Annotated in this window: 26 protein-coding genes and 1 riboswitch; of the genes, 24 read left to right on the forward strand and 2 right to left on the reverse strand. The window is 51.8% G+C overall.

Features of this window, described 5'->3' with window-relative positions:
- The first annotated feature begins 178 nt into the window (after positions 1-178).
- The 4 genes from E2980_RS16000 to E2980_RS16015 all read left to right on the forward strand — a co-directional run bounded on the left by E2980_RS16000 (position 179) and on the right by E2980_RS16015 (position 4901).
- Positions 179-1465, forward strand: a complete 1287-nt coding sequence (locus tag E2980_RS16000) for an MFS transporter (protein ID WP_135153176.1) — start codon at positions 179-181, stop codon at positions 1463-1465.
- On the forward strand, positions 1455-2375 hold the full coding sequence (locus tag E2980_RS16005) for a polysaccharide deacetylase family protein (protein WP_135153177.1): 921 nt from the start codon (positions 1455-1457) through the stop codon (positions 2373-2375). Before E2980_RS16000 ends, E2980_RS16005 begins: the two co-directional genes overlap by 11 nt.
- Before the next feature lie 92 nt (positions 2376-2467).
- Entirely contained in the window at positions 2468-3484 is a 1017-nt protein-coding gene (locus tag E2980_RS16010; protein WP_135153178.1) for an HD-GYP domain-containing protein, read from the forward strand.
- Between the two features lie 172 nt (positions 3485-3656).
- Complete coding sequence (locus E2980_RS16015) at positions 3657-4901, forward strand: alpha/beta hydrolase (protein WP_135153179.1); 1245 nt, start codon at positions 3657-3659, stop codon at positions 4899-4901.
- Here E2980_RS16015 and E2980_RS16020 read toward each other — a convergent pair.
- The gene (locus E2980_RS16020) at positions 4898-5116 is read right to left on the reverse strand and encodes a hypothetical protein (RefSeq protein ID WP_135153180.1); all 219 of its coding nucleotides are present in this window, start codon (positions 5114-5116) and stop codon (positions 4898-4900) included. The genes E2980_RS16015 and E2980_RS16020 overlap by 4 nt on opposite strands.
- A 612-nt stretch (positions 5117-5728) precedes the next feature.
- Here E2980_RS16020 and E2980_RS16025 point away from each other — a divergent pair.
- From E2980_RS16025 to E2980_RS16035, 3 genes are all read left to right on the forward strand, one after another.
- Positions 5729-6658, forward strand: a complete 930-nt coding sequence (locus tag E2980_RS16025) for an MBL fold metallo-hydrolase (RefSeq protein ID WP_420808654.1) — start codon at positions 5729-5731, stop codon at positions 6656-6658.
- 96 nt (positions 6659-6754) lie between these two features.
- Positions 6755-7387: a hypothetical protein gene (locus E2980_RS16030; protein ID WP_135153181.1), complete on the forward strand. Its 633-nt coding sequence runs from the start codon at positions 6755-6757 to the stop codon at positions 7385-7387.
- A 21-nt stretch (positions 7388-7408) separates the two neighbouring features.
- Complete coding sequence (locus E2980_RS16035; RefSeq protein WP_135153182.1) at positions 7409-7738, forward strand: MGMT family protein; 330 nt, start codon at positions 7409-7411, stop codon at positions 7736-7738.
- Here the strand turns inward: E2980_RS16035 and pepT are convergent.
- A complete protein-coding gene (gene pepT, locus E2980_RS16040) occupies positions 7704-8945 on the reverse strand; it encodes a peptidase T (protein WP_135153183.1) in 1242 nt (413 codons plus the stop codon). The genes E2980_RS16035 and pepT overlap by 35 nt on opposite strands.
- 160 nt (positions 8946-9105) lie before the next feature.
- Between pepT and E2980_RS16045 the strand changes: the two genes are divergently transcribed.
- The 17 genes from E2980_RS16045 to abc-f all read left to right on the forward strand — a co-directional run bounded on the left by E2980_RS16045 (position 9106) and on the right by abc-f (position 22059).
- Positions 9106-9996 (forward strand): DMT family transporter, encoded by an 891-nt coding sequence (locus E2980_RS16045; protein ID WP_135153184.1) that lies wholly within the window; start codon positions 9106-9108, stop codon positions 9994-9996.
- A gap of 58 nt (positions 9997-10054) precedes the next feature.
- Positions 10055-11278, forward strand: coding sequence for an MFS transporter (locus E2980_RS16050; RefSeq protein WP_135153185.1), 1224 nt, complete (start codon positions 10055-10057; stop codon positions 11276-11278).
- Between the two features lie 108 nt (positions 11279-11386).
- Positions 11387-11878, forward strand: a complete 492-nt coding sequence (locus E2980_RS16055; RefSeq protein ID WP_135153186.1) for a hypothetical protein — start codon at positions 11387-11389, stop codon at positions 11876-11878.
- Positions 11879-12484: 606 nt separating this feature from the next.
- Positions 12485-12934 (forward strand): Dps family protein, encoded by a 450-nt coding sequence (locus E2980_RS16060; RefSeq protein WP_135153187.1) that lies wholly within the window; start codon positions 12485-12487, stop codon positions 12932-12934.
- Between the two features lie 97 nt (positions 12935-13031).
- Positions 13032-13475 (forward strand): Rrf2 family transcriptional regulator, encoded by a 444-nt coding sequence (locus E2980_RS16065; RefSeq protein ID WP_135153188.1) that lies wholly within the window; start codon positions 13032-13034, stop codon positions 13473-13475.
- Positions 13476-13578: 103 nt separating this feature from the next.
- The gene (locus tag E2980_RS16070) at positions 13579-13950 is read left to right on the forward strand and encodes a DoxX family protein (RefSeq protein ID WP_135153189.1); all 372 of its coding nucleotides are present in this window, start codon (positions 13579-13581) and stop codon (positions 13948-13950) included.
- A gap of 145 nt (positions 13951-14095) precedes the next feature.
- Positions 14096-14539 carry a MarR family winged helix-turn-helix transcriptional regulator gene (locus E2980_RS16075; protein ID WP_240703055.1) on the forward strand — a complete coding sequence of 148 codons (444 nt, stop codon included), beginning with the start codon at positions 14096-14098 and terminating at the stop codon, positions 14537-14539.
- 100 nt (positions 14540-14639) lie between these two features.
- A complete protein-coding gene (locus E2980_RS16080) occupies positions 14640-15590 on the forward strand; it encodes a ring-cleaving dioxygenase (RefSeq protein ID WP_135153190.1) in 951 nt (316 codons plus the stop codon).
- A complete protein-coding gene (locus E2980_RS16085; RefSeq protein ID WP_135153191.1) occupies positions 15587-16204 on the forward strand; it encodes an alpha/beta hydrolase in 618 nt (205 codons plus the stop codon). Before E2980_RS16080 ends, E2980_RS16085 begins: the two co-directional genes overlap by 4 nt.
- Positions 16201-16812 carry a flavin reductase family protein gene (locus E2980_RS16090; RefSeq protein WP_135153209.1) on the forward strand — a complete coding sequence of 204 codons (612 nt, stop codon included), beginning with the start codon at positions 16201-16203 and terminating at the stop codon, positions 16810-16812. The genes E2980_RS16085 and E2980_RS16090 overlap by 4 nt, the downstream gene beginning before the upstream one ends.
- A 194-nt stretch (positions 16813-17006) precedes the next feature.
- Positions 17007-17435, forward strand: a complete 429-nt coding sequence (locus E2980_RS16095) for an SRPBCC family protein (RefSeq protein WP_135153192.1) — start codon at positions 17007-17009, stop codon at positions 17433-17435.
- Positions 17422-17799 carry an ArsR/SmtB family transcription factor gene (locus E2980_RS16100; protein WP_135153193.1) on the forward strand — a complete coding sequence of 126 codons (378 nt, stop codon included), beginning with the start codon at positions 17422-17424 and terminating at the stop codon, positions 17797-17799. Before E2980_RS16095 ends, E2980_RS16100 begins: the two co-directional genes overlap by 14 nt.
- Positions 17800-17885: 86 nt before the next feature.
- Positions 17886-17930: riboswitch (PreQ1 riboswitch) on the forward strand.
- A gap of 64 nt (positions 17931-17994) precedes the next feature.
- A complete protein-coding gene (queC, locus tag E2980_RS16105; RefSeq protein WP_135153194.1) occupies positions 17995-18660 on the forward strand; it encodes a 7-cyano-7-deazaguanine synthase QueC in 666 nt (221 codons plus the stop codon).
- Positions 18657-19103, forward strand: a complete 447-nt coding sequence (locus E2980_RS16110; RefSeq protein WP_135153195.1) for a 6-carboxytetrahydropterin synthase — start codon at positions 18657-18659, stop codon at positions 19101-19103. Before queC ends, E2980_RS16110 begins: the two co-directional genes overlap by 4 nt.
- Positions 19093-19821, forward strand: coding sequence for a 7-carboxy-7-deazaguanine synthase QueE (queE, locus tag E2980_RS16115; RefSeq protein ID WP_135153196.1), 729 nt, complete (start codon positions 19093-19095; stop codon positions 19819-19821). The genes E2980_RS16110 and queE overlap by 11 nt, the downstream gene beginning before the upstream one ends.
- Before the next feature lie 76 nt (positions 19822-19897).
- Entirely contained in the window at positions 19898-20041 is a 144-nt protein-coding gene (locus E2980_RS24295) for a hypothetical protein (protein WP_167747153.1), read from the forward strand.
- 95 nt (positions 20042-20136) lie between these two features.
- Positions 20137-22059 carry a ribosomal protection-like ABC-F family protein gene (gene abc-f / locus E2980_RS16120; protein ID WP_135153197.1) on the forward strand — a complete coding sequence of 641 codons (1923 nt, stop codon included), beginning with the start codon at positions 20137-20139 and terminating at the stop codon, positions 22057-22059.
- The last annotated feature ends 47 nt before the right edge of the window (positions 22060-22106 follow it).

Consider the following 22106-nt stretch of genomic DNA (forward strand, 5'->3'; position numbering starts at 1 on the left):
TTTTTGAGAGATTAATGTTCGCCGAGAACGTCCGGAAAATAATGAAAAAATAAGGTAAGGAGTCTGCGACGGTCATAGACTGAAGTAGGCTCCTTTTGGTTTGTTCCAAGAAGGAAAACGCATACATGAAAGAGAATAGAAGAGCATTCATTCTTAACGACATGGCGGAGGGTATAACATGAGGAAAAGGTACCTGAATTCCCCGATGATGTACGCAATCGGGATGCTGGCCATGATGATTCCGAGTCAAGCCTTCAGCTCCTTCTACAGCTATTATTACGTGGATACTCTCGGGCTTAGCCTTGGCTTGTTCACTCTGGCGCGTACGATTTTTCTTATCTGGGATGCGGTTAACCAACCGTTATTCGGCTATTGGTCGGATCGGACGAACACGAAGTACGGTCGCAGACGACCGTGGATCTTCGGGGCGACTCCGCTCTTCATGCTGTCGTTCGTCATGGTATTCTCCCCGCCGCAAGGTTTGTCGGAGACGGGCTTGTTCACATGGGTCATTATCGCGCTTGTCTTTTTCGAAGCGGTAGCTACCGTAATATGGGTCAACTACGGTGCTCTCTTCCCCGAATTATTCAAGGGCGATCGTCTTCGCGCCAAGGCGTCCGCGGTACAGCAGGGTTTCCAGATCGTCGCGCTTCTGATCGGAACGGCCCTTACGCCGGTCTTGTTCAATGCGATGGGCTTCAGTAATATGTCGATCATCTACGCGGTGGTCTTTGGCGTACTGATGCTTATATTCCTGCGCAACGTGAAGGAAGACCAGGAAGCCGTCCAGGCTCCTCAACTCGGTTTCAAAGAAGCGTTCCGGGAAACCTTGAAGAACAAAACCTTCTGGACGGTCAACATCGCCAACTCCTTCGCCCAAACCGTCAACGGCTTGCTCAGCTCGATGATTCCCTTTTACGCCAAATACGTACTGAAGATTCCCGAGGAACAGAACGCCATCCTGCTAGCCGCCATCTTCGTCTCGGTCATCCCGCTCGTAGCCGTCTGGTTCTGGTTGATTCGCAAGATGGATCCGTTAAAGGCATGGAGATTGTCGTTCGTGGCGTACGCGCTGTCCGTTATTCCGCTGTGGTTCGGAACGAGCCTCCTGAGCGGGATCCTCGCGGGCATATTGGTCGGCTTCGGATTAGCGGGTTTCCTTGTTACGCCGCCGATCATTAACAGTATGATCATCGATCAGGACTTCGTTAAGACGGGCAGCCCGCGAGAAGGGATCTACACGGCCGTCGGCGGCTTTATCACGCGCTCTAGCGGACTGATTTCCGCCCTTGCTTTTCTCGTCGTCGGTATCATCTTCGGATACGAGAGCGGCGATAATCCGGGACCGGATCCGGAATCGACCTTCCGTTACTTGATCAGCGTCGTTCCATGCGGCCTCCTGGTCATATCCATCATCCTATCCTTGTTCGTTAAGATAGAGAGGAAGCCTACGGATGAACGCTAGGTATCTCATCATTAATTGCGACGATTTCGGACAAAGCCAGCCGATGAACCGAGCGATCATGCACCTGCTCGAGGAACGCAAAGTCTCGTCGGCGACGATCATGGCTCCGGCTCCGGGATTCGAAGAAGCCGCCGAGTGGATCCGGCGGAGAGGGCAAGCGAATATCGGACTTCACTTGACTCTGACAAGCGAGTTCGATGCCATCCGGTGGAGCAGCCTAACGGGTCATCCATCGCTGCACGATGAGAGCGGCTTTATGCATAAGACGGTCGAAGCTTTCGAACGTCATGCCGACACGGGAGCCGTCATAAAGGAGCTTGCGGCCCAATACGAGGCGGCTCGGCGATATGGAATCCGATTGACCCATGCCGACAATCATATGGGAAGCTTGTACGGCATGGCTACCGGAAGAAGCCACATCCCTCAGGTTTTGAAACAATGCGCGAAATGGGATTTACCGTTCCGGTTGTTTCGCAAAGTTCATGCCAAGGATCCTCTGCTAGCCGCCATTCCCGGAGTAGAAAGCGTCGTCGCCAAGGCATCTTCTCTAGCGGGCGTGCTTGGCGTGGCCATCCCCGACTATTTGCTGTCTCATTCTTTTCATATTGAAGAAGGAGAGACGTACGAGGGATTTAAACAGTCCATGATTGCGAAAATGTACGATCTTCCGGATGGAATTAGCGAAACTTATATTCACCCGGCAGTGGAGGATGCCTGCATGCTTGAGCAGGTGCCGCACTGGGAGAAGCGGGTATGGGAATACAAGCTGATGCTGGATGAAGACTTCTCTTATTCCGTTCAAGACGCCGGGGTTATCCTGACGGACTATAATCACGTACGCAAGCACGGACGCGCATCCCGATTCGGCTCCGCGTTGACCTTGGTTCGGGAACTGCTTCGGAAATCATAAAAAAATATTGTAGAATTATGACAATCAATGAGGTATATTCTGTAAAAGCAGGCTAAATCATACGGAACAACAGAGCGGAGTTGACGGAGAACTTGTCTCTAGACAATTTACTTGGCAAGAAATCGAAGCACGATGTCTTGAATTCAGCGGGTCTCCTTCTGGTTCCTGCCCGGGTTACTATTGACGAAGGTTACATTCGCCTCCTCGAGCAGCATCATATTCATGAATCCGAAATTCTTATTATGGGCGAACGGGCGGAAGCCGCACCCCTATCGACTGCGGCGCTAGTCCGGCAAGCTGCGGGTTACTCCAAGCAATTGTTCGACCAGGTGAAGTCCGAGAATAGGCTGCCGTTAGATGAAATTACGAATGAGCTTCTCCCCATCGTGCACCAGGTATCCGCGCATCCCGACGTGTTTCAACTGTTCGAATCCGTTAAAGCTAAGGACGAGTATACCCATCAGCACAATATCGGTGTCGGCGTGTTGTCAACGCTCATCGGAAAGTGGATGAAGCTGAACGATTCGGACTTGACTCTATTGTCCATGGCCGCAACGCTGCACGACGTCGGGAAAATCCACGTCTCGGACGATATCCTAATGAAGCCAGGCAAGCTGACCGCGGAAGAATTCGAAGAGGTTAAGCGCCATACGACATACGGGTACGAGATTCTTAAGGAAACCGCGGGATTGGACCCGCGGGTTGCTCTCATTGCCTTGCAACACCATGAGCGGTTAGACGGGAAAGGATACCCTAACGGGCTTAAAGAACACGAGATAGATCCATTCAGCCGAATCGTAGCGGTGGCCGACGTGTTTCACGCGATGTCCTCCAAGCGACCGTATCATGAACCGCTTCCGTTCCATGAGATCGTCAATGAGATGCGCAAGGGCTCCTTCGGCGAGCTCGACCCCAAGGTCGTTTCGGTGTTCCTGAAAATGATGATCCGGCACTTGATCGGCAGCAAAGTAAAGCTATCGGATGGCAGATGGGGAGAAGTCGTATACATTAACCCGCACGACGATACGCACCCCTTGGTCAAAGTAGATGACAAGTTCATTGATCTTAGCCAAGCCCGCCATATTCATATCCAAGAGATCGTCGTTTAAGGACGATCGTTAGCGCAAGCAACAAACCCGCAGGAGTTGCCATTCATTAGAATCGGCAGCCCTTGCGGGTTTTTTGTTGTCTCAGCGGAGAGGGCAGCCGTATAAATTTACCAACCGGAGGAAAAAGTAGAACGTGTTCCAACCAATAAACCAACTTCAGAGGAGACAGAGCATGAGAGCCATGAAGAAAATTTGCCTAGTACTGGCGGCATTATCGCTATGTATCATGCTGGGACTCCCGCTTACGGTTTCCGCCAAGCCGGCGGCATCCCTTAAAGCGGCGTTCGTTCGGGGTGGAGATCTATGGATGAAGGCCGGCGGAATCGAGCAACAGCTGACCAAAGGGGATAACGTTCGCAATCCGAAGTGGTCCTTCGACGGAGAATGGATCGCCTACGCGAGGGGAGAAGATGAGCAGGAGCTCAGGGTGTGGCATGTTCCGACGGGAAAAAGCGAGCTCGTGTCCGAGCGGGGAGGAAGCAATTTCCAGTGGTCTCCAGATAGGAACAGACTCGCTTTCCTGCTTGATCGGAAGCTGGTCTGGGTCAGGCCGGACAAGCCGGATGAACAAATGGAAGCCGCCAATGGAATCAGCAATTACTCATGGTTGCCTAATGGTAACGGCTTCGTCGCTTCGGGCGCCGCGGAGCTGCTCCCGGAGGGATGGACGCCAGTTCCTATTCTTGAAATTCCTTTAAACGAACCGAACCGAGTGAAAACCTTGTACGTGCTGCCTAAGCAATCCGACGATTTCTTCGCCGTGGGTACGAGTGAATTCAAATTCTCGCCCTCCGGACGTTGGATGGCTTTCTTGGCTACGCCTACCGCTTCGTTGTCGGCAGATAGCAACACCTTGGTCCTATTGTCCGCCGACGGAGCATTCTTCAGGAAGGTCGATCGGATGGCTAATAACAAGGACTGGTTTAAGTGGTCCGATCGGAAGGATAGGCTGGCATACATCGGAGGCGTGGGTAGGGAAGCGACTAGCAACAAGCAGCTAAGGGTACTTGAGGCGCCAGAAGGAAAGCCGGTTACTTACACCCCGGCGGGTTACGTGGATCAGAGTTTTACTTGGGAGGGCATGCAGCATGTCGTGGTGTCCCGGGCCAAGGAACGGAAGCCATCCGACGGTTCGGCAGCCCAAGCTCCAGATCTTCCTAAGCTTGTGGAGATTAAGCTCCAAGGCCGCCGAGACAAGCCGATCACCGAGCCGCCCAAGCGCTTTGGAGACTTTAACCCTCAATTCCTTCAGCGCGTAGACCGGTTAGCTTGGGTGAGATCGAACCAAAGCATCGCCAATGTGTTGTTGTCGGGCCGAAGCGGCAAGCAACCCTCTATTTACATCAAGAATATCGACTTAGGGGCTAATTTCTATCAGCAGTGGAGATGGAGCGACGTGCTGAGCTTCCATTCCTAAGATAGGAGAATGACGGAGAACGTCTGGCCGCCAGCGCCAGACGTTCTCCTTTCCAAGCAAGCGAACGCCGCCCAGCCATAGATCGATTCATCCAGAGATTTCCTCATATCCGCATCTTCCGTACTTCTGTACTTCCGAACTTCCGTGCAAAGCTCTCTCCAAACCAGAATTTCGCCGTAAATTTTCCCCTTCCCTCCGTTTACGAAATGGAGCACAGCTATCCCTCCTCTCGAGTCCATGAAACGTTTCCGACCTAATCACGTATGGTCTATAGTTAAATGTATATAGCTATCCCGTTAGCTCAGGAGCGACTAGATCCCCTGTATGAACGACAGTGAATAACGATGATAAAAATCGTTATTCACCTAGTTCCAAGCAAAGATTAGGTTAATAGCGATGATAAACATCGTAATGTGATTGAATTCTCCTTGAAGCTACCGATTTCTGACGAAAGTACGATGTATTTCATCGTAATTATTCCACCTTTCGGGTAGCGTCAACAGGAATAACGATATATTTCATCGTAATGGATTAAGCGGCTAGCCCATTAGCTCAGCAACGACGAATTCCACAGTAATGAAACTGTCATATTGACCGTCACGGACTACCTGCAAGCGTGGCTGGCTGTCGAACAATAACGGAAGAGGTTGAATCGGAAAATGTTAATGACCATACTAGCCATAATCGCCATTATAATCGTCGCAGGGGTTCTCGTCGTCAAATTTTATCCTCCACTAGGGGGAAGAGCCTCGCATGGGAGCTTGCAGCGAATAAACCAATCCGCTAATCGCGCCAATGGGATTTTCGTGAATCAAATTCCTACGGTCATGAATCTTAACCCGCTAACGACGGCCAAAGTCATCTTCGAATTCATTAAAGGGAATCCAAAGGGAAAACCATCGACTCCCCTGCAATCTCAGCTCCTAGACGCAGATCGGCTTCAAACCGACGAGCTGCCGTCGGTTACGTGGTTTGGCCACTCCGCGATCCTGCTCCGCTTAGATGGCAAAACGATTTTCATCGACCCGATGCTAGGCCGTACGCCGTCTCCATTTCCGATATTCGGAGGGAAACGCTACAGCGATCGATTGCCGATCGAGATCGACCAGCTCCCTTCCATCGACGCGATACTGATTTCTCATGATCATTACGACCATCTGGATTACGGATCGATCATGAAGCTGAAGACTAAAGCGAAAAGATTCATCGTCCCGTTAGGAGTCGCTGCTCATTTAACGAGGTGGGGCGTAGATCCGTCCATCATCACGGAGCATGATTGGTGGGATGAATTGGAGTTCGAAGGACTCAAGCTTGCGTCTGCGCCCGCTCGCCATTTCTCGGGAAGAAGCGTTGGTGACCGTAACAAGACCTTATGGTGCTCATGGGTCATTCAGGGGAGGCAGGCAAAGATTTTCTATAGCGGGGATAGCGGATACGGGCCGCATTTCAAGGAAATCGGGAACAAATACGGCCCCTTTGATCTGACGTTAATGGAATGCGGCCAATATGACGAACGTTGGGCAGCGATTCACATGTTGCCCGAGGAAACCGTCCAGGCTCATATGGACGTCGGAGGCAAAGTCATGATTCCCGTTCACTGGGGTGCTTTTACGCTTGCGTTGCATGATTGGTACGATCCCGTAGAACGAGCGGTTAAAGCCTCCATTATGCGGAATACCGCAATAGCTACGCCCGGGATAGGCGAGGTCGTTCGAATCGGATCCCCGGCATATCCTGCTTCGACTTGGTGGAAATAGGAGAATACGCCGTTAGCAGTTATTGTTCTCTAGTCTTTCGAATGGGGTTATGTGCTAGAATAGGCTTACTAAGTCTGTCTATTGGGGGAGAACGCGGTGAATGATCATTCCGGTACAGAAACTCTACATCAAGCGACCTTGCAGAGCGACGACGATAAGAAGCTTAGCCATTACGAAAAAGTCAGGGAAGATGTAAGGAACGAGATAAAGCTGCGCATGCGGCAAAGGGACAGGTTCGCTATTCATCTGATTACGATGCTCACGCTCTTGTTCGCGGTCGCTTTTGCGGAGGAAAGCTATAACCTGATACTAGTCGCGGCTCCCATGCTATCGGTTTTTTACACGTTGATGATCCTGCATAGTTACCGGAAGCATGACCTGCTTGCCAGATATTTGCGGGAGGTAATCGAGCCCGAATTGGCGATGCTTTGCCGGATCGACCCGGCGCGGGAATGGCAGTCTTATAGTTATAAAATGAGCAGATACGGTTCTCGAAGGGCTTTTTTCCTCTGGGTGATGTGGGTCGTCTGCACGGGGTTAATGGCATACCTATGGTTTAACGCGGAGTCTGCTTTTCAGCTAACGTTCTATATTTTCTCCGGCGTCTATCTGATTGCCATGCTCTGCGTAACCTTATCCTTCATTAGAGATACGACGGGGCGCAGCAAGGGCAGGCATAGAGGAGCGGGGACCGATTATAGCTCGGCCGCAGGAGCTTACTTGTCTTAGGGCAGGAGGAAAAACATACGAATGAAGCCGTTTACGGAACGAGTGGTCGAGATTATCAAAAGCATTCCGGAAGGGTTCGTGATGACTTACGGGCAGATCGCGGAGTGCGCCGGAAGCCCGAGAGGGGCCAGGCAGGTCGTCAGAATCTTGCACTCGCTTAGCGAGAAGCACGGCCTGCCTTGGCATAGAGTCGTTAACGCAAAAGGGCAGATCGCGATCCAAGAAGAGGAATCGCGCTATATGCAGAGGCTCTATCTGGAGAACGAGAACGTCGAGATCGGCTTGGGCGGCCTCATCGATCTCGACGTATATCGGTTTATACCTCCGCCGACTTCATCTCGAAAAGCTTAACGATCTCGATTATCACGCTTGTCGCTTTAAGCATGGTGTCTACCGATACGTATTCATAGCGGCCGTGGTAATTCTCTCCGCCGGTGAAGATATTGGGCGTCGGCAATCCCATGTACGACAGCTGGGAGCCGTCGGTTCCGCCGCGTATCGGGCGCACGATCGGCTGGATGCCGAGGTTCACCATCGCCTGGTGGGCGATATCGACGATTTCCTTCACCGGCTCGATTTTCTCGCGCATGTTGAAGTATTGGTCCTTGATATCCAGCGTGATCCGTTGTTCCCCGTACGTTTCTTGCAATTCCTCCACGATGCCGCGCAGCTCGGCTTTTCTCTCTTCGAACCGTTCCCGGTCGAAATCCCGAATGAGGTAATGAAGTTTAGTCTCCTCCACGTTCCCGTTAATCGAGATCAGATGAAAGAATCCCTCGTAATCTTCCGTATATTCCGGCGCTTCCTCCGCGGGCAATCTGCTGTTTATCTCCATCGCTATTTTCGCCGAATTCACCATCTTGCCTTTGGCCGTGCCGGGGTGAACGATTTTGCCCGTACAGGTAATTCGCGCTGCAGCCGCGTTGAAGCTCTCGTATTGCAGCTCTCCAAGCGGTCCGCCGTCCATCGTGTAAGCATAGCTGGCGTCAAACGCGGCTACGTCGAAACGGTGCGGTCCTCTTCCGATTTCTTCGTCCGGTGTGAAAGCGACCCGGACGCGGCCGTGCTTGATCTCCGGATGCTGGATTAAGTAAGCCATTGCGGTCATAATCTCGGTCATGCCCGCTTTGTCGTCGGCGCCGAGCAATGTCGTGCCGTCCGTCGTGATAAGAGTCTGTCCCTTATAGTCGGCAAGCTCGGGGAAGTCCCTCGGAGACAGCACGATATTCTGCGCTTGATTGAGGACGATGTCCCCGCCGTCGTAGTCTTCGACGATCTGAGGATTAACGCCTTCGCCCGTGAAATCGGTTGCCGTATCGATGTGCGCCAGGAATCCGATCGTCGGAACGGGTTTATCCGTGTTGGCGAGCAATGTGGCCATGACGTAACCGTTAGCGTCTATGGTCACATCCTCCATGCCGATCTGTTTCAACTCGTCCACCAGCATTCGTCCAAGCGTTAACTGTCCTTCCGTAGTCGGACAGGTCTGGCTGCTTTCATTGGATTGCGTATCGACTTGCACGTAAGTTTTGAATCTCTCTATGATCTCTTTTTTCATGCGACGCTCAGCTCCTTGAGGCTATTTTACCAAAGTTCCGGGCGGGATTGAAATCCAACTTCGAAGTTTGATTAAAGAATGCGCGAAAAGATCCCGTATAGCGACCCTAGCAAGAGAAGGTTATACTAGACGTACCTATAACACGGAAGAAGGACCTCCAGTGCCGCGTCTAGTTTATGTTGCCCTCATTCTTCTAAGCCTCATTTGGGGCGGGTCGTTTTATTTTATCAAGGTGCTGCTTCACGATTTCGGTCCGTGGACGATCTCTTTCCTGCGATCGGGCTGCGGGCTCTTTGTCGTTGTGCTCATTATGCTTCTATTCAAGAAGCCGTTCGGTTTCCGATCGATCCCGTGGATGCCGATGGTCGTGATGGCATTGATCAATACCGCCATCCCATGGTCTCTCATTGCCTTCAGCGAGACCCATCTGACGAGCAGCATGGCGTCCATTCTGAATGCCACTACCCCGGTGTGGACGATCGTCGTCGGCATCGTTTTGTTCCGAAGCGAATCCAGCCGCAATCAGTGGATCGGCGTCGGCGTTGCCACGATCGGACTGCTTGTTCTTCTCGGCATCAAGCCGGGAACGTTCGTATCCGTCAATCATCTTGGGCTTATCTGCATGATGGCGGCCACGTTCTGCTACGCTATCGGATCGCAGCTTTCCAAACGGCTTCTTACCGGATATTCCATGTATCAGATTAGCTTCGGCACCTTGCTGACGAGCGTGGTCGCCAGCGGAAGCATGGCCTTCACGACGGAATCGGTTTCCGTGACCGACATCGTATCCGCTGCGAATCTTCCCATGATCCTCGGATTAGGGGCCTTCGGCTCGGGCTTTGCTTACATATTGTTCTATTACATGGTTCAGAAGGGAAGCGCGGAGTTTGCCTCCATGGTTACTTATCTGGTTCCGGGCACGGCGTTGATTTGGGGCTACACTTTGCTTGACGAAGTGATTAACTGGAACATGTTAGCGGGACTAGTCATCATTCTGGGCGGCGTGTTCCTGGCCAGTAGGACAAGCAGGAAAAAAGGGGGATTGGCCTAGCGCTTTTTGGGGTAGTTTAAGACGGTATTTGAAAAAATACCGTTCAAAGGGGATACGCATGCACAGGAGTCACGAAGCAGATCAGGTCAAGGGTAAGTTAGACGGTCAGACGGTTTTATTGCTAACGGTGAACGTGTTGTTCATCATGGCAACGGCGCTATCGGCCACTTATCTTGGTGTATACATCTGGAAAGCGACGAACGACTTCGTAATCCTTGGTTGGTTTACGTTGCTAAGTCATATTTCCATGGGGTTGACCTTCTGGATCGCGGGCAACGGGGTCAAGGAAGGGAACAAAATGATCTGCCTTAGGCTCGGGATCGGAGTATCCGCCGCATTCTACGCGATCGTCCTTCTCCTGGGAAAGAATGCGTTCCACTACTTAATTCTGCTCGGCATCGTGCAAGGAGTGGCGAACGGGTTGTTCTGGCTGGCGTTTAACGTGATCTATTTCGAGCTGACGAATGCGAGGAACCGGGATCGGTTCAACGGCATGACGGGCGTATTCAGCTCGTTTGTCGGGATGATCGTGCCATGGAGCTCGGGCGCCATCATTGCTTCCATGGGTGGCGGGAGAGGTTATCGCCTTATTTTCCTCCTATCCTTGCTCGTATTCATGGCGGGAATGGGTGTAAGCTTCTGGGTTCGCAATAGGAAAACGGAAGGTTGCTATGATTGGCGCTTAACGCTTCGTACGTTGGGTAAGCGGAGATCGCCTTGGCGACCGGTATTCGGAGCGCTTGCCGCGCAAGGAGTCCGCGAAAGCGTCTTTGGCCTCATGATCGGTTTATTGGTCTATATAAGTACCGGCAGCGAGTGGAAGTTAGGCAATTATGCCTTGATCGTATCGGCCGTGTCCTTCGTCAGCTTCTTTGCGGTGGGAAAATGGCTGAAGCCGGCTTGGCGCAGAAGGGGGATGCTTATCGGAACGATCGTTATGACCGCCGTTATACTCCCCTTTTTTACAGGCGTTACCTTCTTCACTTTATTGATTTTCGGTATCGGGGCCGCGCTATTCACTCCGTTATTTTCCATCCCGATGACTTCGTCGGTGTTCGATCTTATCGGGTCGGACGAGGAAAGCGCCAAGCAGCGGGTGGAGTACGTGGTCATGAGGGAGTTGGCGCTGAACATAGGCAGGATTACCGGAATGGCGATCTTCATTACAACGCTCATCTTCAGCCATGCGCCGGGCGTTATCAATGTCATGATGCTCGTCGTGGGAAGCTCGCCTCTGCTTAGTTGGCTGTTCATGCGCAATCTTCTTGTTCCTCAGGGCTAGACGGAGCATTTTCCGAAAATAGTTCGCGCGAATAGGATATAAAAGAGCCGAATATAATGTAAGCGCAACCATGTATAGTCCTATACCATGAAGTAGGGGGCGATAGCGATGGGAACGCGTTTGCTGTCCGAATATTTAATCAAGAAGCATCATCCGCAGCTCAGATACGTGAGAGTTCATACGAGTGGGAGGAATCAGGCCACTTTATATGCATGGAATGAAGACTTGCAGCTGCCTGATAGCGACGTCGATACGTTAAAGCGGTTTGTGTCCGGATATCTGCCTCCGCATGTCTGTTATCAGATTAAAGCTTATTCCATGGTTCAAGCGGATGGCGTTCCAAGGGAATGCGAGTTGCCCGATACGATCGTGCAAACGGCTATGAAGAGAGATTTGGACCAGTACGGCATCGTCGCGTTTATTAACACCATGCTGGGGAGCGGCGGAATGACGTTCAGCAGGTACGACTTTAATACGGGAACGCTTCATTTCAATGTACACACGACCAATACATTAACGGGAATAGAGAAGGAGCTTATTCGATGGTACCTTTCGGAGATTATTCCGCTCGGAAGCCGGTGCGAGGTTCAATACGGATAGGAAGCGCGCTGCGGATACGGCGCACGGATTGTACAAGCCTGGAGACTATCTCCGCGCTCTGAACTAACTCCACCCTCCGCGGTCGAATCTCCCTGAGATAGTAACGAAAACTTACTAACTCCGTCCTCCGCAATCGAATCGAGCCGAGATAGTAACGAAAATTTACTAACTCCGTCCTCCGCAATCGAATCGAGCCGAGATAGTAACGAAACTTTACTAACTCCGTCCTCTGCAGTCGAATCGAGCCGAGATAGTAACGAAACTTTACTAACTCTACCCTCTTCGGTCGAATCTAGCCGGGATAGTAACGAAACTTTACTAACTCTACCCTCTTCGGTCGAATCTCCCTGTGGTTCAATGACACGTCCGCAAAGCGGCTGAGGGGGCGGAAGTACTTGCTCAAAGTGGAGAAAATAAGTCTCTGCAAGTCGAACGAGACTCCGCAGAAGGAGGGCGTTATCCCTTAGCGGCGGCTCTACGGCGGACTATTTTCGCGCCTTCATCAAATCTTCATCGAACCTTCATGCTATGTTCATGATTCGGTCGATCTCTCCTGCTATGATAGATTTATATTTAGATTAAGTCTAAATTAAAGGAGAGATCGATATGAACACCGACACGATGACCGTTAGCGCGGTACTCAACCAACAGATCGCCAATTGGAACGTATTGCACACGAAGCTTCACAACTACCATTGGTACGTGAAAGGTCCTCAATTTTTTACGCTGCATGCAAAATTCGAGGAACTCTACACCGAAGCGGCTACGCATATCGACGTATTGGCGGAACGGCTGCTTGCGGTGGGCGGGAGCCCGGTAGCAACGCTATTGGAAAGCTTGCGTCTATCGTCCGTCAAGGAAGCAACCGGTGAGGAGACGGCCGAACAAATGACGACATCTATCGCGAGCGACTTCGCCCAGTTGGCTTTGGAGCTGAGACAGGGGATCAAGATTGCCGAGTCTTTCGACGACGAAGATACGGCGGATCTGCTGCTTGGCATTAAGACCGGATTGGAAAAACACGCTTGGATGCTGAACGCATTCGCAGGACATTAATTTATCTCGGAAAGCTACTCTATAGGTCTCGACATCACCCTCTTTCTTGCGAAGCCGCGTTTCGCAGGGGTACAATGGATAGATAAGGGGTGAGCTCATGAACACATCGAATCGGGGAAACCAGATCGGTCCGCCGCGTTTCACGATTGCCGTCCATAGTTTAGTATGGCTTGCCAAAAGCGGGAGCTTCCTATCCAGCGCCGCCATTGCCGATCAGGTCAATTCGCATGCGACCTTCATGAGGAGAGTATTGGCTACTTTAGCGCAATCCGGTCTCGTAGAAGCTCGCGAAGGCCGTGAAGGCGGTTATAGCTTGAAGGTGCCGGCTGACCAAATTACGTTAGCCGATGTATACTTGGCAGTGAAATGCGACGGCACCGAGATCGCGGATAACTCGGAATGCGGCGCGGAAGGCGAGCAGTTGGACAATACTCTAGCCGAAATCTTGAATAAAGCCGAGAATCGATCGTTAGAGTATCTAAGAGGACATACGATTGCCGGCTTATTATTGGGGATTGACTTCCGTAACTGTACGTTATAATATGTGCTTACAGTAGGTGCAGTTAACTACAATGTTGACTGCACTTTATCTTGGTACATACTGTGCTTAAAATAAGCTCAGTATATAGAGAGGAGATCCATTCATGGACATCGTATCAATCGTATTGCAAGCATTACTGGCCGCGGCTTTCTTTATGTCGGGTCTCACGAAAATCTCGGGCATGAAAATGCAAGTAGACAGCTTTAACCACCTGAAGCTGCCGCAATGGTTTCGCGTAGTTACCGGATTGGTCCAATGGGTAGGCGTAACGGCGCTTATTATCGGTTTCTGGGAACCTAGCTGGGCGGCTGCAGGCGGATTATGGCTCGGAGCTATGATGATCGGGGCTACTCTGGCGCACGCTCGGGTAAAGGACCCGGTTAAGCTCATGTTCCCGGCAATAATACTAACCCTTTTGTCGTTGGCCGCGTTCTTCTTGCGAATGTCCGAACTGTCCGAATTCCCTGGATTCTAAGGGATCGTAAGATGCTTCATGGACACCTCATTCCGATGGGGTGTCTTTTTCTTTTTTATCCGCTTGACATTCGTTTCGAATTGTATTATCTTAAATTTAAGAGATTTGATCGCCAGCCGGTGATCATTGAAAGGAGGCAGCGTGCGTGTCAAACCATAACGAAGATTCATTAGACCTGTTCATAGCGCTTAACCGGGCGAGTCAGTGGATCAACGCTCATGCCGACCGGGATATCAAGCAATACGGCATGAACCGTACCGAGTTCGGAGTTCTCGAGCTCCTTTATCACAAAGGTCCTCAGCCCTTGCAGCAAATCGGCGGCAAAGTGCTCATGAGCAGCGGCAACATTACTTATGTCATGGATAAGCTGGAAGAGAAAAATCTCGTGAAACGCCGGGCGTCGTTAGAGGATAGACGATTAATCTTTGCAGAAATAACCGATGCGGGCAAGAACTTGATGGAAGAAGTGTTCCCCAAGCATGCAGAGGTTATTGCTCGGTCCGTCAACGGACTTACCGCGGAAGAGAAGAAGATCGCAAGCAAGTTGCTTAAGAAGCTAGGCAAGTACGCGGAAGAGGGATTCAAGTAGCGGAGTTGGGATAACATAAAGCTTAGATAACTCGGATCCGAACGCTTTATATCTTTAAGTAAAGAATCTTTAATTAATATACTAGAGGAGATGGATTAAAATGGAACAAAAAACAGCTGGTATTCACCACGTCACCGCATTCGTAAGACATGCACAAGCTACGGTAGACTTTTATTCCGGGGTATTGGGGCTTAGGATGGTAAAAAAGACGATCAACTTCGATGCGCCTGAGGTGTACCACTTGTACTTCGGCAATGAAGCGGGCAGCCCGGGGACGATCATCACCTTCTTCCCGTGGGTAACTTCGCGCCAAGGACGGATAGGCGGCGGTCAGGTGGGCATCACCACCTACGTCGTTCCTTCGGGAAGCCTTGAATTCTGGAAAACGCGCTTCGAGAAGTTTAACGTTCCAATGACTCTGGCTACGAGGTTCGGCGAATCGCTCGTTCAAGTTTCTGATCCCGATGGACTGCGATTGGAACTCGTCGAAAGAGAGGAAGGGCCCGCTAGCAAATGGGAGTTCGGGGGCGTACCCGCGGACAAAGCGATTAAAGGCTTCGGAGGCGCCGTTCTATTCAGCACCGCACCGGAAAGGACCGCCTCGGTTCTTACGAAAGTAATGGGAATGGAGGAAATCGCCCGCGATGAGGAGTTCATCCGGTTCCAAGCGACGGGGGATTTAGGCAACCTGATCGACGTTAATGCTACGGCAATGGAGCCCGGAGTGGGGGGAGCGGGTACGGTACACCATATCGCGTGGCGCGCGAAAGACGACGAAGACCATGCGCGGTGGAGAAGCCTTGTGGAATCGGGCGGATTCCACCCGACGCCGATCATTGACCGTCAGTATTTCAATGCGATCTATTTCCGGGAAGAAGGCGGAATTCTGTTCGAGATCGCGACGGATCCTCCGGGCTTCGCCCATGATGAATCAGTCGAAACGATGGGCGAAAAGCTAATGCTTCCGGAGTGGTTCGAAGCGCACCGGGCCCAGATCGTAGAGGGATTGCCGCCGATTGAAGTGAGAGTATTGGAGGGAGATCGATCATGAAGCATATTTTCAAGCAAGGTTCGAATCCTAAGGCGCCGGTACTTGTTCTTCTCCACGGAACCGGGGGGACGGAGAACGATCTTCTGCCGCTAGCGGCGGAAGTATCACCGGAGTCGTCGGTACTGAGCATAAGAGGCAACGTTCTGGAGAACGGCATGCCAAGGTATTTCCGCAGGCTCGCGGAAGGCGTCTTCGACATCGAGGATCTGATCTTCCGGACGCAGGAGCTCCGAGATTTCCTGGATAAGGCATCCACGGAGTACGGGTTCGACCGTTCTAACGTCGTAGCCATCGGCTATTCCAACGGAGCTAATATTGCCGGAAGCCTGCTGTTTCACTACGAAGGTTCGTTAAGGGGAGCGATTCTTCACCATCCTATGGTTCCTATTCGGGGGGTTAACCTGCCCGACTTAAAGGGAGTGCCGATCTTCATCGGCGCCGGGGAGAACGATCCGATCTGCCAGCCTCAAGAGACGGAGGAGCTGAATACGCTGCTTAAGGATGCAGGAGCAGAAGTAACCATTCATTGGGAACGGTTCGGCCATCGCTTAACCAACACCGAGGTAGTTGCCGCGGCGGAATGGTTCAGGGCGAATATCGCGGTACGGCCATGAAGAGCATCGATCCGGCAAGCCTGAGCGAACGGGATAACTATAAGCTGTTGGTTGGAAGTATCTTGCCAAGACCAATCGCTTTCGTGACGACCCTGTCGAGCTCGGGAGTGCTGAACGCGGCGCCGTATAGTTATTTCAATATCGTTACCGCGAATCCGCCAATGGTCTCGGTATCCGTGCAGAGAAAGAATGGAGAGCATAAGGATACGGCGAGGAACGCCATGGAGAACGGCGCCTTCGTCGTCCATATCTCCGATGAATCGTATATCAGCCAGATTAACGTCACCGCGGCTAATTTGCCTCCGGAGGAAAGCGAGGTTACCCTTGCGGGACTAACCCCTATTGCGAGCGAGAATATCGCCGTTCCGGGTATCGCCGAAGCCAGGATTCGCATGGAATGCGTGCTGGAACAAGCGATCCCTCTCGGGGGCATCGAAGGTTCCCCGGCATGCGACCTGCTTATTGGAAGGGTTGTCCGCTTTCACGTTGATGAAGCTTTGTCGAACGACAGAGGGCATATCGATGCTTCGGCGCTTAAACCGGTTAGTCGGCTAGCGGGTAATGCATACTCCAAGCTTGGCGAGATGTTCGAGATTGAACGGCCTTAAAGAATACGATCATAATAAAGTCAACCGGACAGGAGAGTTCTTGTCTGGTTGGCTTTGTTTTTAGAATTTGACAAACTATTTCTTATCGCTCCATCTTCACAAAATTGGCTATTCTAAGTTGTTGACATGAAACCAAATGGTTTCGTATACTGAAAAGCGAAACCAAATAGTTTCCTATCACAGGAGGTAATAACATGTCCGATCAAGCGCAAACCAATACCCTGCCCGATATTCGCCAGACTTCTGTATTTAATGCTCCGGTCCAGAAGGTTTGGGCTGCCGTATCCACTTCCGAAGGCATCGCCGCCTGGTTCATGCCCAACGACTTCTTGCCGGAAGTCGGCCATGAATTCCATCTCGACGCGGGACCGTTCGGTAAATCCGCTTGCAAGGTAACCGTCATCGATCCCCCTAACCGGCTTTCTTTCAATTGGGGCAAAGACTGGACGCTTACTTTCGAATTGGAGGAGAAAGGCGGTCAAACGGAGTTTACGTTGATCCACAGCGGATGGACCGCCGATGTTGCGACCGAATTCGGAGAGCCGCATGACGTCGTTCGCGAGCGGATGAGAGGAGGCTGGGTCGGACTCGTGCAGAAGCTGGGAGCTTATGTCGAAGCCTAATCCGGCAGCTTCCCCGCCAAAGCACGACGTGTTCCAAGCGATCGCGGATCCGACCAGGCGCGGGTTGCTTCTGTTGCTAGTCGATCAGGAGATGCCGGTGACCGCGATTAGCAGTCACTTTCCAATGACCCGGACCGCCGTTTCCAAGCATCTGCGCATTCTGGAGGAGGCGGGGCTTGTGAAGGAGAGGAAGGTCGGCAGAGAGACGAGATACCGGCTGGATGCCGATCCGTTGCGGGAGCTGAAGAGCTGGCTGGCTTTCTACGAGCGGTTCTGGGAGAACAAAATCGAATCGCTTAGACGGTACGTGGAGTCGGATGATACGGACCCGCAACAGCAGGGTGAGGACGCAGCCAAGTCTTAACATTGCGTCATAAGGCACATTGTTGTTACAATGTAAGCAATAGAATACAAGTCCGAATCTGCGGGGAAGCGTATGCTTCATGCGAATCGGGAGAGGTTCTAGACACACCCTCTATAAAAAACTAAGGAAGGCGGTATCTCCTTTGTGCGATGAAGGAAGATACCGTTTTTTCTATTGCCCGGGAGGCTTCATCAGATGAAATCAGGAAAAGCAGTCGTCGTGTTCAGCGGCGGACAAGATAGTACGACGTGCCTGTTCTGGGCGCTGCAAAGGTTCGAGGAAGTAGAAGCGGTCACGTTCGATTATGGCCAACGCCACAAGTTGGAGCTGGAATGCGCGGCGCGTATTGCCTCGGATCTGAAGATCAGGCACCATGTGCTTGATATGTCTTTGCTCGGCCAATTGACTCCGAACGCATTAACGAGGCACGACATGGCGATCGAACAAAAGGAAGGCGAGCTGCCTTCGACGTTCGTGGATGGACGCAATCTGTTGTTCTTATCCTTCGCGGCCGTGCTTGCGAAGCAGGTAGGTGCACGCAATATCGTAACCGGCGTCTGCCAGACCGATTTCAGCGGTTACCCGGACTGCCGGGATGTTTTCATAAAGTCGCTTAACGTGACGCTTAACTTATCGATGGATTATGAATTCGTCATCGATACGCCGCTTATGTGGCTGAACAAGGCGCAGACGTGGCAGCTTGCGGATGAGCTCGGAGCATTCCAGTACGTACGGGATAACACCCTGACTTGCTATGAGGGAATCATGGCGGACGGTTGCGGGGAATGCCCGGCATGCTTGCTTCGCGCAAGAGGGCTTCGCGAGTTCGAAGCAGCTAGCAAGGAGGGGCGGCGAGTATGATTCAACAAATCTATCCATCCACCCCTCATCCATTCCGATACGAGTTGAACAAAGACATGCATTTCGCTGCGGCTCACTATGTGCCAAGCGAACAAGCGGGCGATTGCGCCAAGTTGCACGGCCATACCTATTTCGCTAACGTAACGATCGTAGGCAACGAGCTCGACGAGAGCGGATTTCTTGTTAATTTTTCGCTGATCAAGAAACTGGTCCATGACCGCTTCGATCATTCTCTGCTGAATGGGCATGCGGAGTTCGCGGATGAACATAACCCGGAACGTTATCCTACGACGGAGAATGTCGCCCGCACGCTGTGCGAAATGATCCAAGATCACTTGAACGGCATGGCGAATAAGCCCCGATGCGTGCAAGTTTTTCTAAGGGAGACGCCGACGAGCTACGTGGTTTACCGTCCGGCTGCGGGAGGCGTTTATGGCGGCTAGTAAATTTCCCGTTATTGAAATTTTCGGACCGACCGTTCAAGGCGAAGGAATGGTCATCGGCCAGAAGACGATGTTCGTTCGAACGGCCGGCTGCGACTATAGCTGCGTATGGTGCGATTCCGCCTTTACGTGGGACGGATCGGGTAAGAAAGAGACTCGCTTGCTTACCGCAGAGGAAATCGTGGAAGGGTTGCGGGCAGTCGGCGGCAATACTTTCTCGCATGTAACGATTTCCGGAGGTAATCCCGCGCTGCTGCCCCATCTGGAAGAGTTGATCGAACTCTTGCATGAGGACGGAATCCAAGTGGCATTGGAAACCCAAGGCAGCAGGTGGCAGGATTGGTTCTTGCTCATCGATGAGCTTACTCTATCGCCGAAGCCGCCGAGTTCGACGATGAGCACTGATTGGAACGTGCTCGATGCTATCGTAGGCAAGTTAATCTCTAACCGACGCAATTTCAGCTTGAAGGTCGTCGTATTCGACGAGCTGGATTTAAGGTATGCGGCAACCGTTCATCATCGCTATAAGAACGTTCCGTTCTTTCTTCAAGCGGGCAACGATGATGTGAAGGAGCCAGATTCGTCGTTGCTATTAAACCGTCTCATGCAGAAATACGTCTGGTTGGTGGAAACGGTAATGGATTCGGACGAGCTGAAGAACGTGCGCGTGCTTCCCCAACTGCATGCTTGGTTATGGGGAAATAAGCGCGGATATTAATGGTAAGATGCGGTTGCCAGCAAAATGCAAGTTATGGTATCGTTATAGACATTGAGCTTAAGGAGGTGAAGGTAGGATGAATCGAGAGTTAGTGAACAACCAAGTTAGCCGGCTGCCCATCGCGATGGCTGGCATCGTTCATGGCGTGCGCGTAGACGGGATAAGTCTGTCTGCTTGCAACCATACGATTTCACAACTCGCGAAAAGGCTCCTACCTTGACCACGGCGGATTAGTCCGAACGGGCGTAGGGAATTTTCCCTACGTCATTTTTGTATTCTCGGGCGAGGGGGCCTTCTATAATTGGAGGAACCAACATGTTAACGATCAATTGTCAAAACGTTAAAAAATATAACGGCGCCCAGCTGATTCTGGAAAATGTTACATTCGAGCTTCACCACGGTGAGAAGGCAGGACTTGTCGGCCGCAACGGAAGCGGCAAATCGACCTTGCTAAGAATGGTTTCCAAGATAGATGTGCCGGACGAAGGTTTGCTGACCATTCGCAAGGAAGCCCGAATCGGCTATTTGGAGCAAATTCCGGCGGATGTTGCCGAGCGTACGGTATTCGACGTATTGGCGATGGGATATCGGGAGTTGCTCGCTTGCCGTTCGGCGATGGCGGAGCTGGAGCTGCGCATGTCCGAACCGGAAGCGGGGAATGACCCCGATCTCCTGAACGGGCTGCTCAAAAAGTATTCCGCGCTGCAAGAGAGCTTCGAGCGAGATGGCGGCTACGAGCTCGATGCGCGCATCGACCAGGTGGCAAATGGGCTTAGAATCGATCGGGAATGGTACGGGAGACCTTATTCCTCGCTGTCCGGAGGAGAGAAGACAAAGGTGGGGCTAGCCTCGCAGCTCATCCTCAGACCGGATCTGCTGCTGCTCGATGAACCGACGAACCATCTTGATTTGGGCGGTGTCGAGTGGTTGGAGGAATTCCTGCTGAAATACGATGGGGCTTGCTTGATCGTATCGCATGACCGCTATTTTCTGGATCGGGTCGTGACGAAGATAATCGATCTTGAGGATGGAGAATCCTCGATTTATCATACGAATTACACGAAATATTTGAAGGAGAAGGAAGAGAGGCTGCTTCAGGAATTCGCGGACTATCAAGAGCAGCAGAAGAAGCTGAAGAAGATGAGGGAAACGATTAAGCAGCTGATGGAATGGGGCAAAATCGGCGGGAACGGCAAGTTTTTCCGCAGGGCAGCTTCCATGCAGAAGGCGCTCGATCGGATGGAGAAGCTGAAGCGACCGGCGATAGATCGCAGGGAAGCCGAGTTTGAGCTCAAGCCTGTGGACCGGTCGGGCAAGCGGGTGATCGAGTTTGCCGGCGTAAGCAAGAGGTACGGAGAGGCCGTTGTCCTGGATCGTGCCAGCGGAATGCTGGAATACGGGGAGAAGGTCATGCTCGTAGGTCACAACGGCTCCGGTAAAACAACGCTGCTCAAGCTTATCCTCGGCGAGGAACCGGCTGACGAAGGAGAGCTTATGCTCGGTTCGCGCGTCGATGTCGGGTACTTGGCCCAGCAGCAATATCCGGATAACCCGAAGCAAAGCGTTCTGGAGTATTTTCGCCAGGAGGCGGGTATGGAAGAAGGGGAGGCTCGATCTCGGTTAGCCGCGTATCTATTCTACGGTGCAGACGTGTTCAAGCCCGTGAGTCTTCTGTCAGGCGGGGAATGGACGCGGCTGAGGCTGGCCCTGCTCGTGCTGCGCAAACCTAATTTACTGATCTTGGACGAACCAACGAACCACATGGACATCGCGTCAAGGGAGGCGCTAGAAGAGGCGCTGGAGGAATTTCCGGGAACGATACTGGCAGTTACCCATGACCGATACCTGATCAACCGATTGTCGGAAAAAATCTGGGAGCTCGATAGAGGGCGGATTAATGTATATTTAGGCGATTTTGATGACTATAAGGAGAAGAGCCGCCGGAAATCGGTCTTGAAGACGGAATCAACGCAGAAGAAGGATCCAGTAGTAGCTAATAATCCACTGAACGCCAAAACTTCTCGCGATAAGGTCAATGCGAATTCCAAGATGGAAGCAAGCCGGATCCGCCTGGAGCAAGAGATTGCCGAGCTGGAAAAGAAGCTTCTAGGGCTTGATGCAGTGCTAAATCAAGCGAATCTTCTCGGAGATTCCGTGGAGTTGGAACGGATGTGGGAGGAACGGGAAAGCCTTCAACGGGAGCAGGATCGTCTATACGAACTGTGGATGAAGGAATAATTCAGCCGCATCCGGGTACGATAGGGTCGAGGCATTATTCGATCGAA

The organism is Cohnella luojiensis, from assembly GCF_004564235.1.
Lineage (GTDB): Bacteria > Bacillota > Bacilli > Paenibacillales > Paenibacillaceae > Cohnella > Cohnella luojiensis.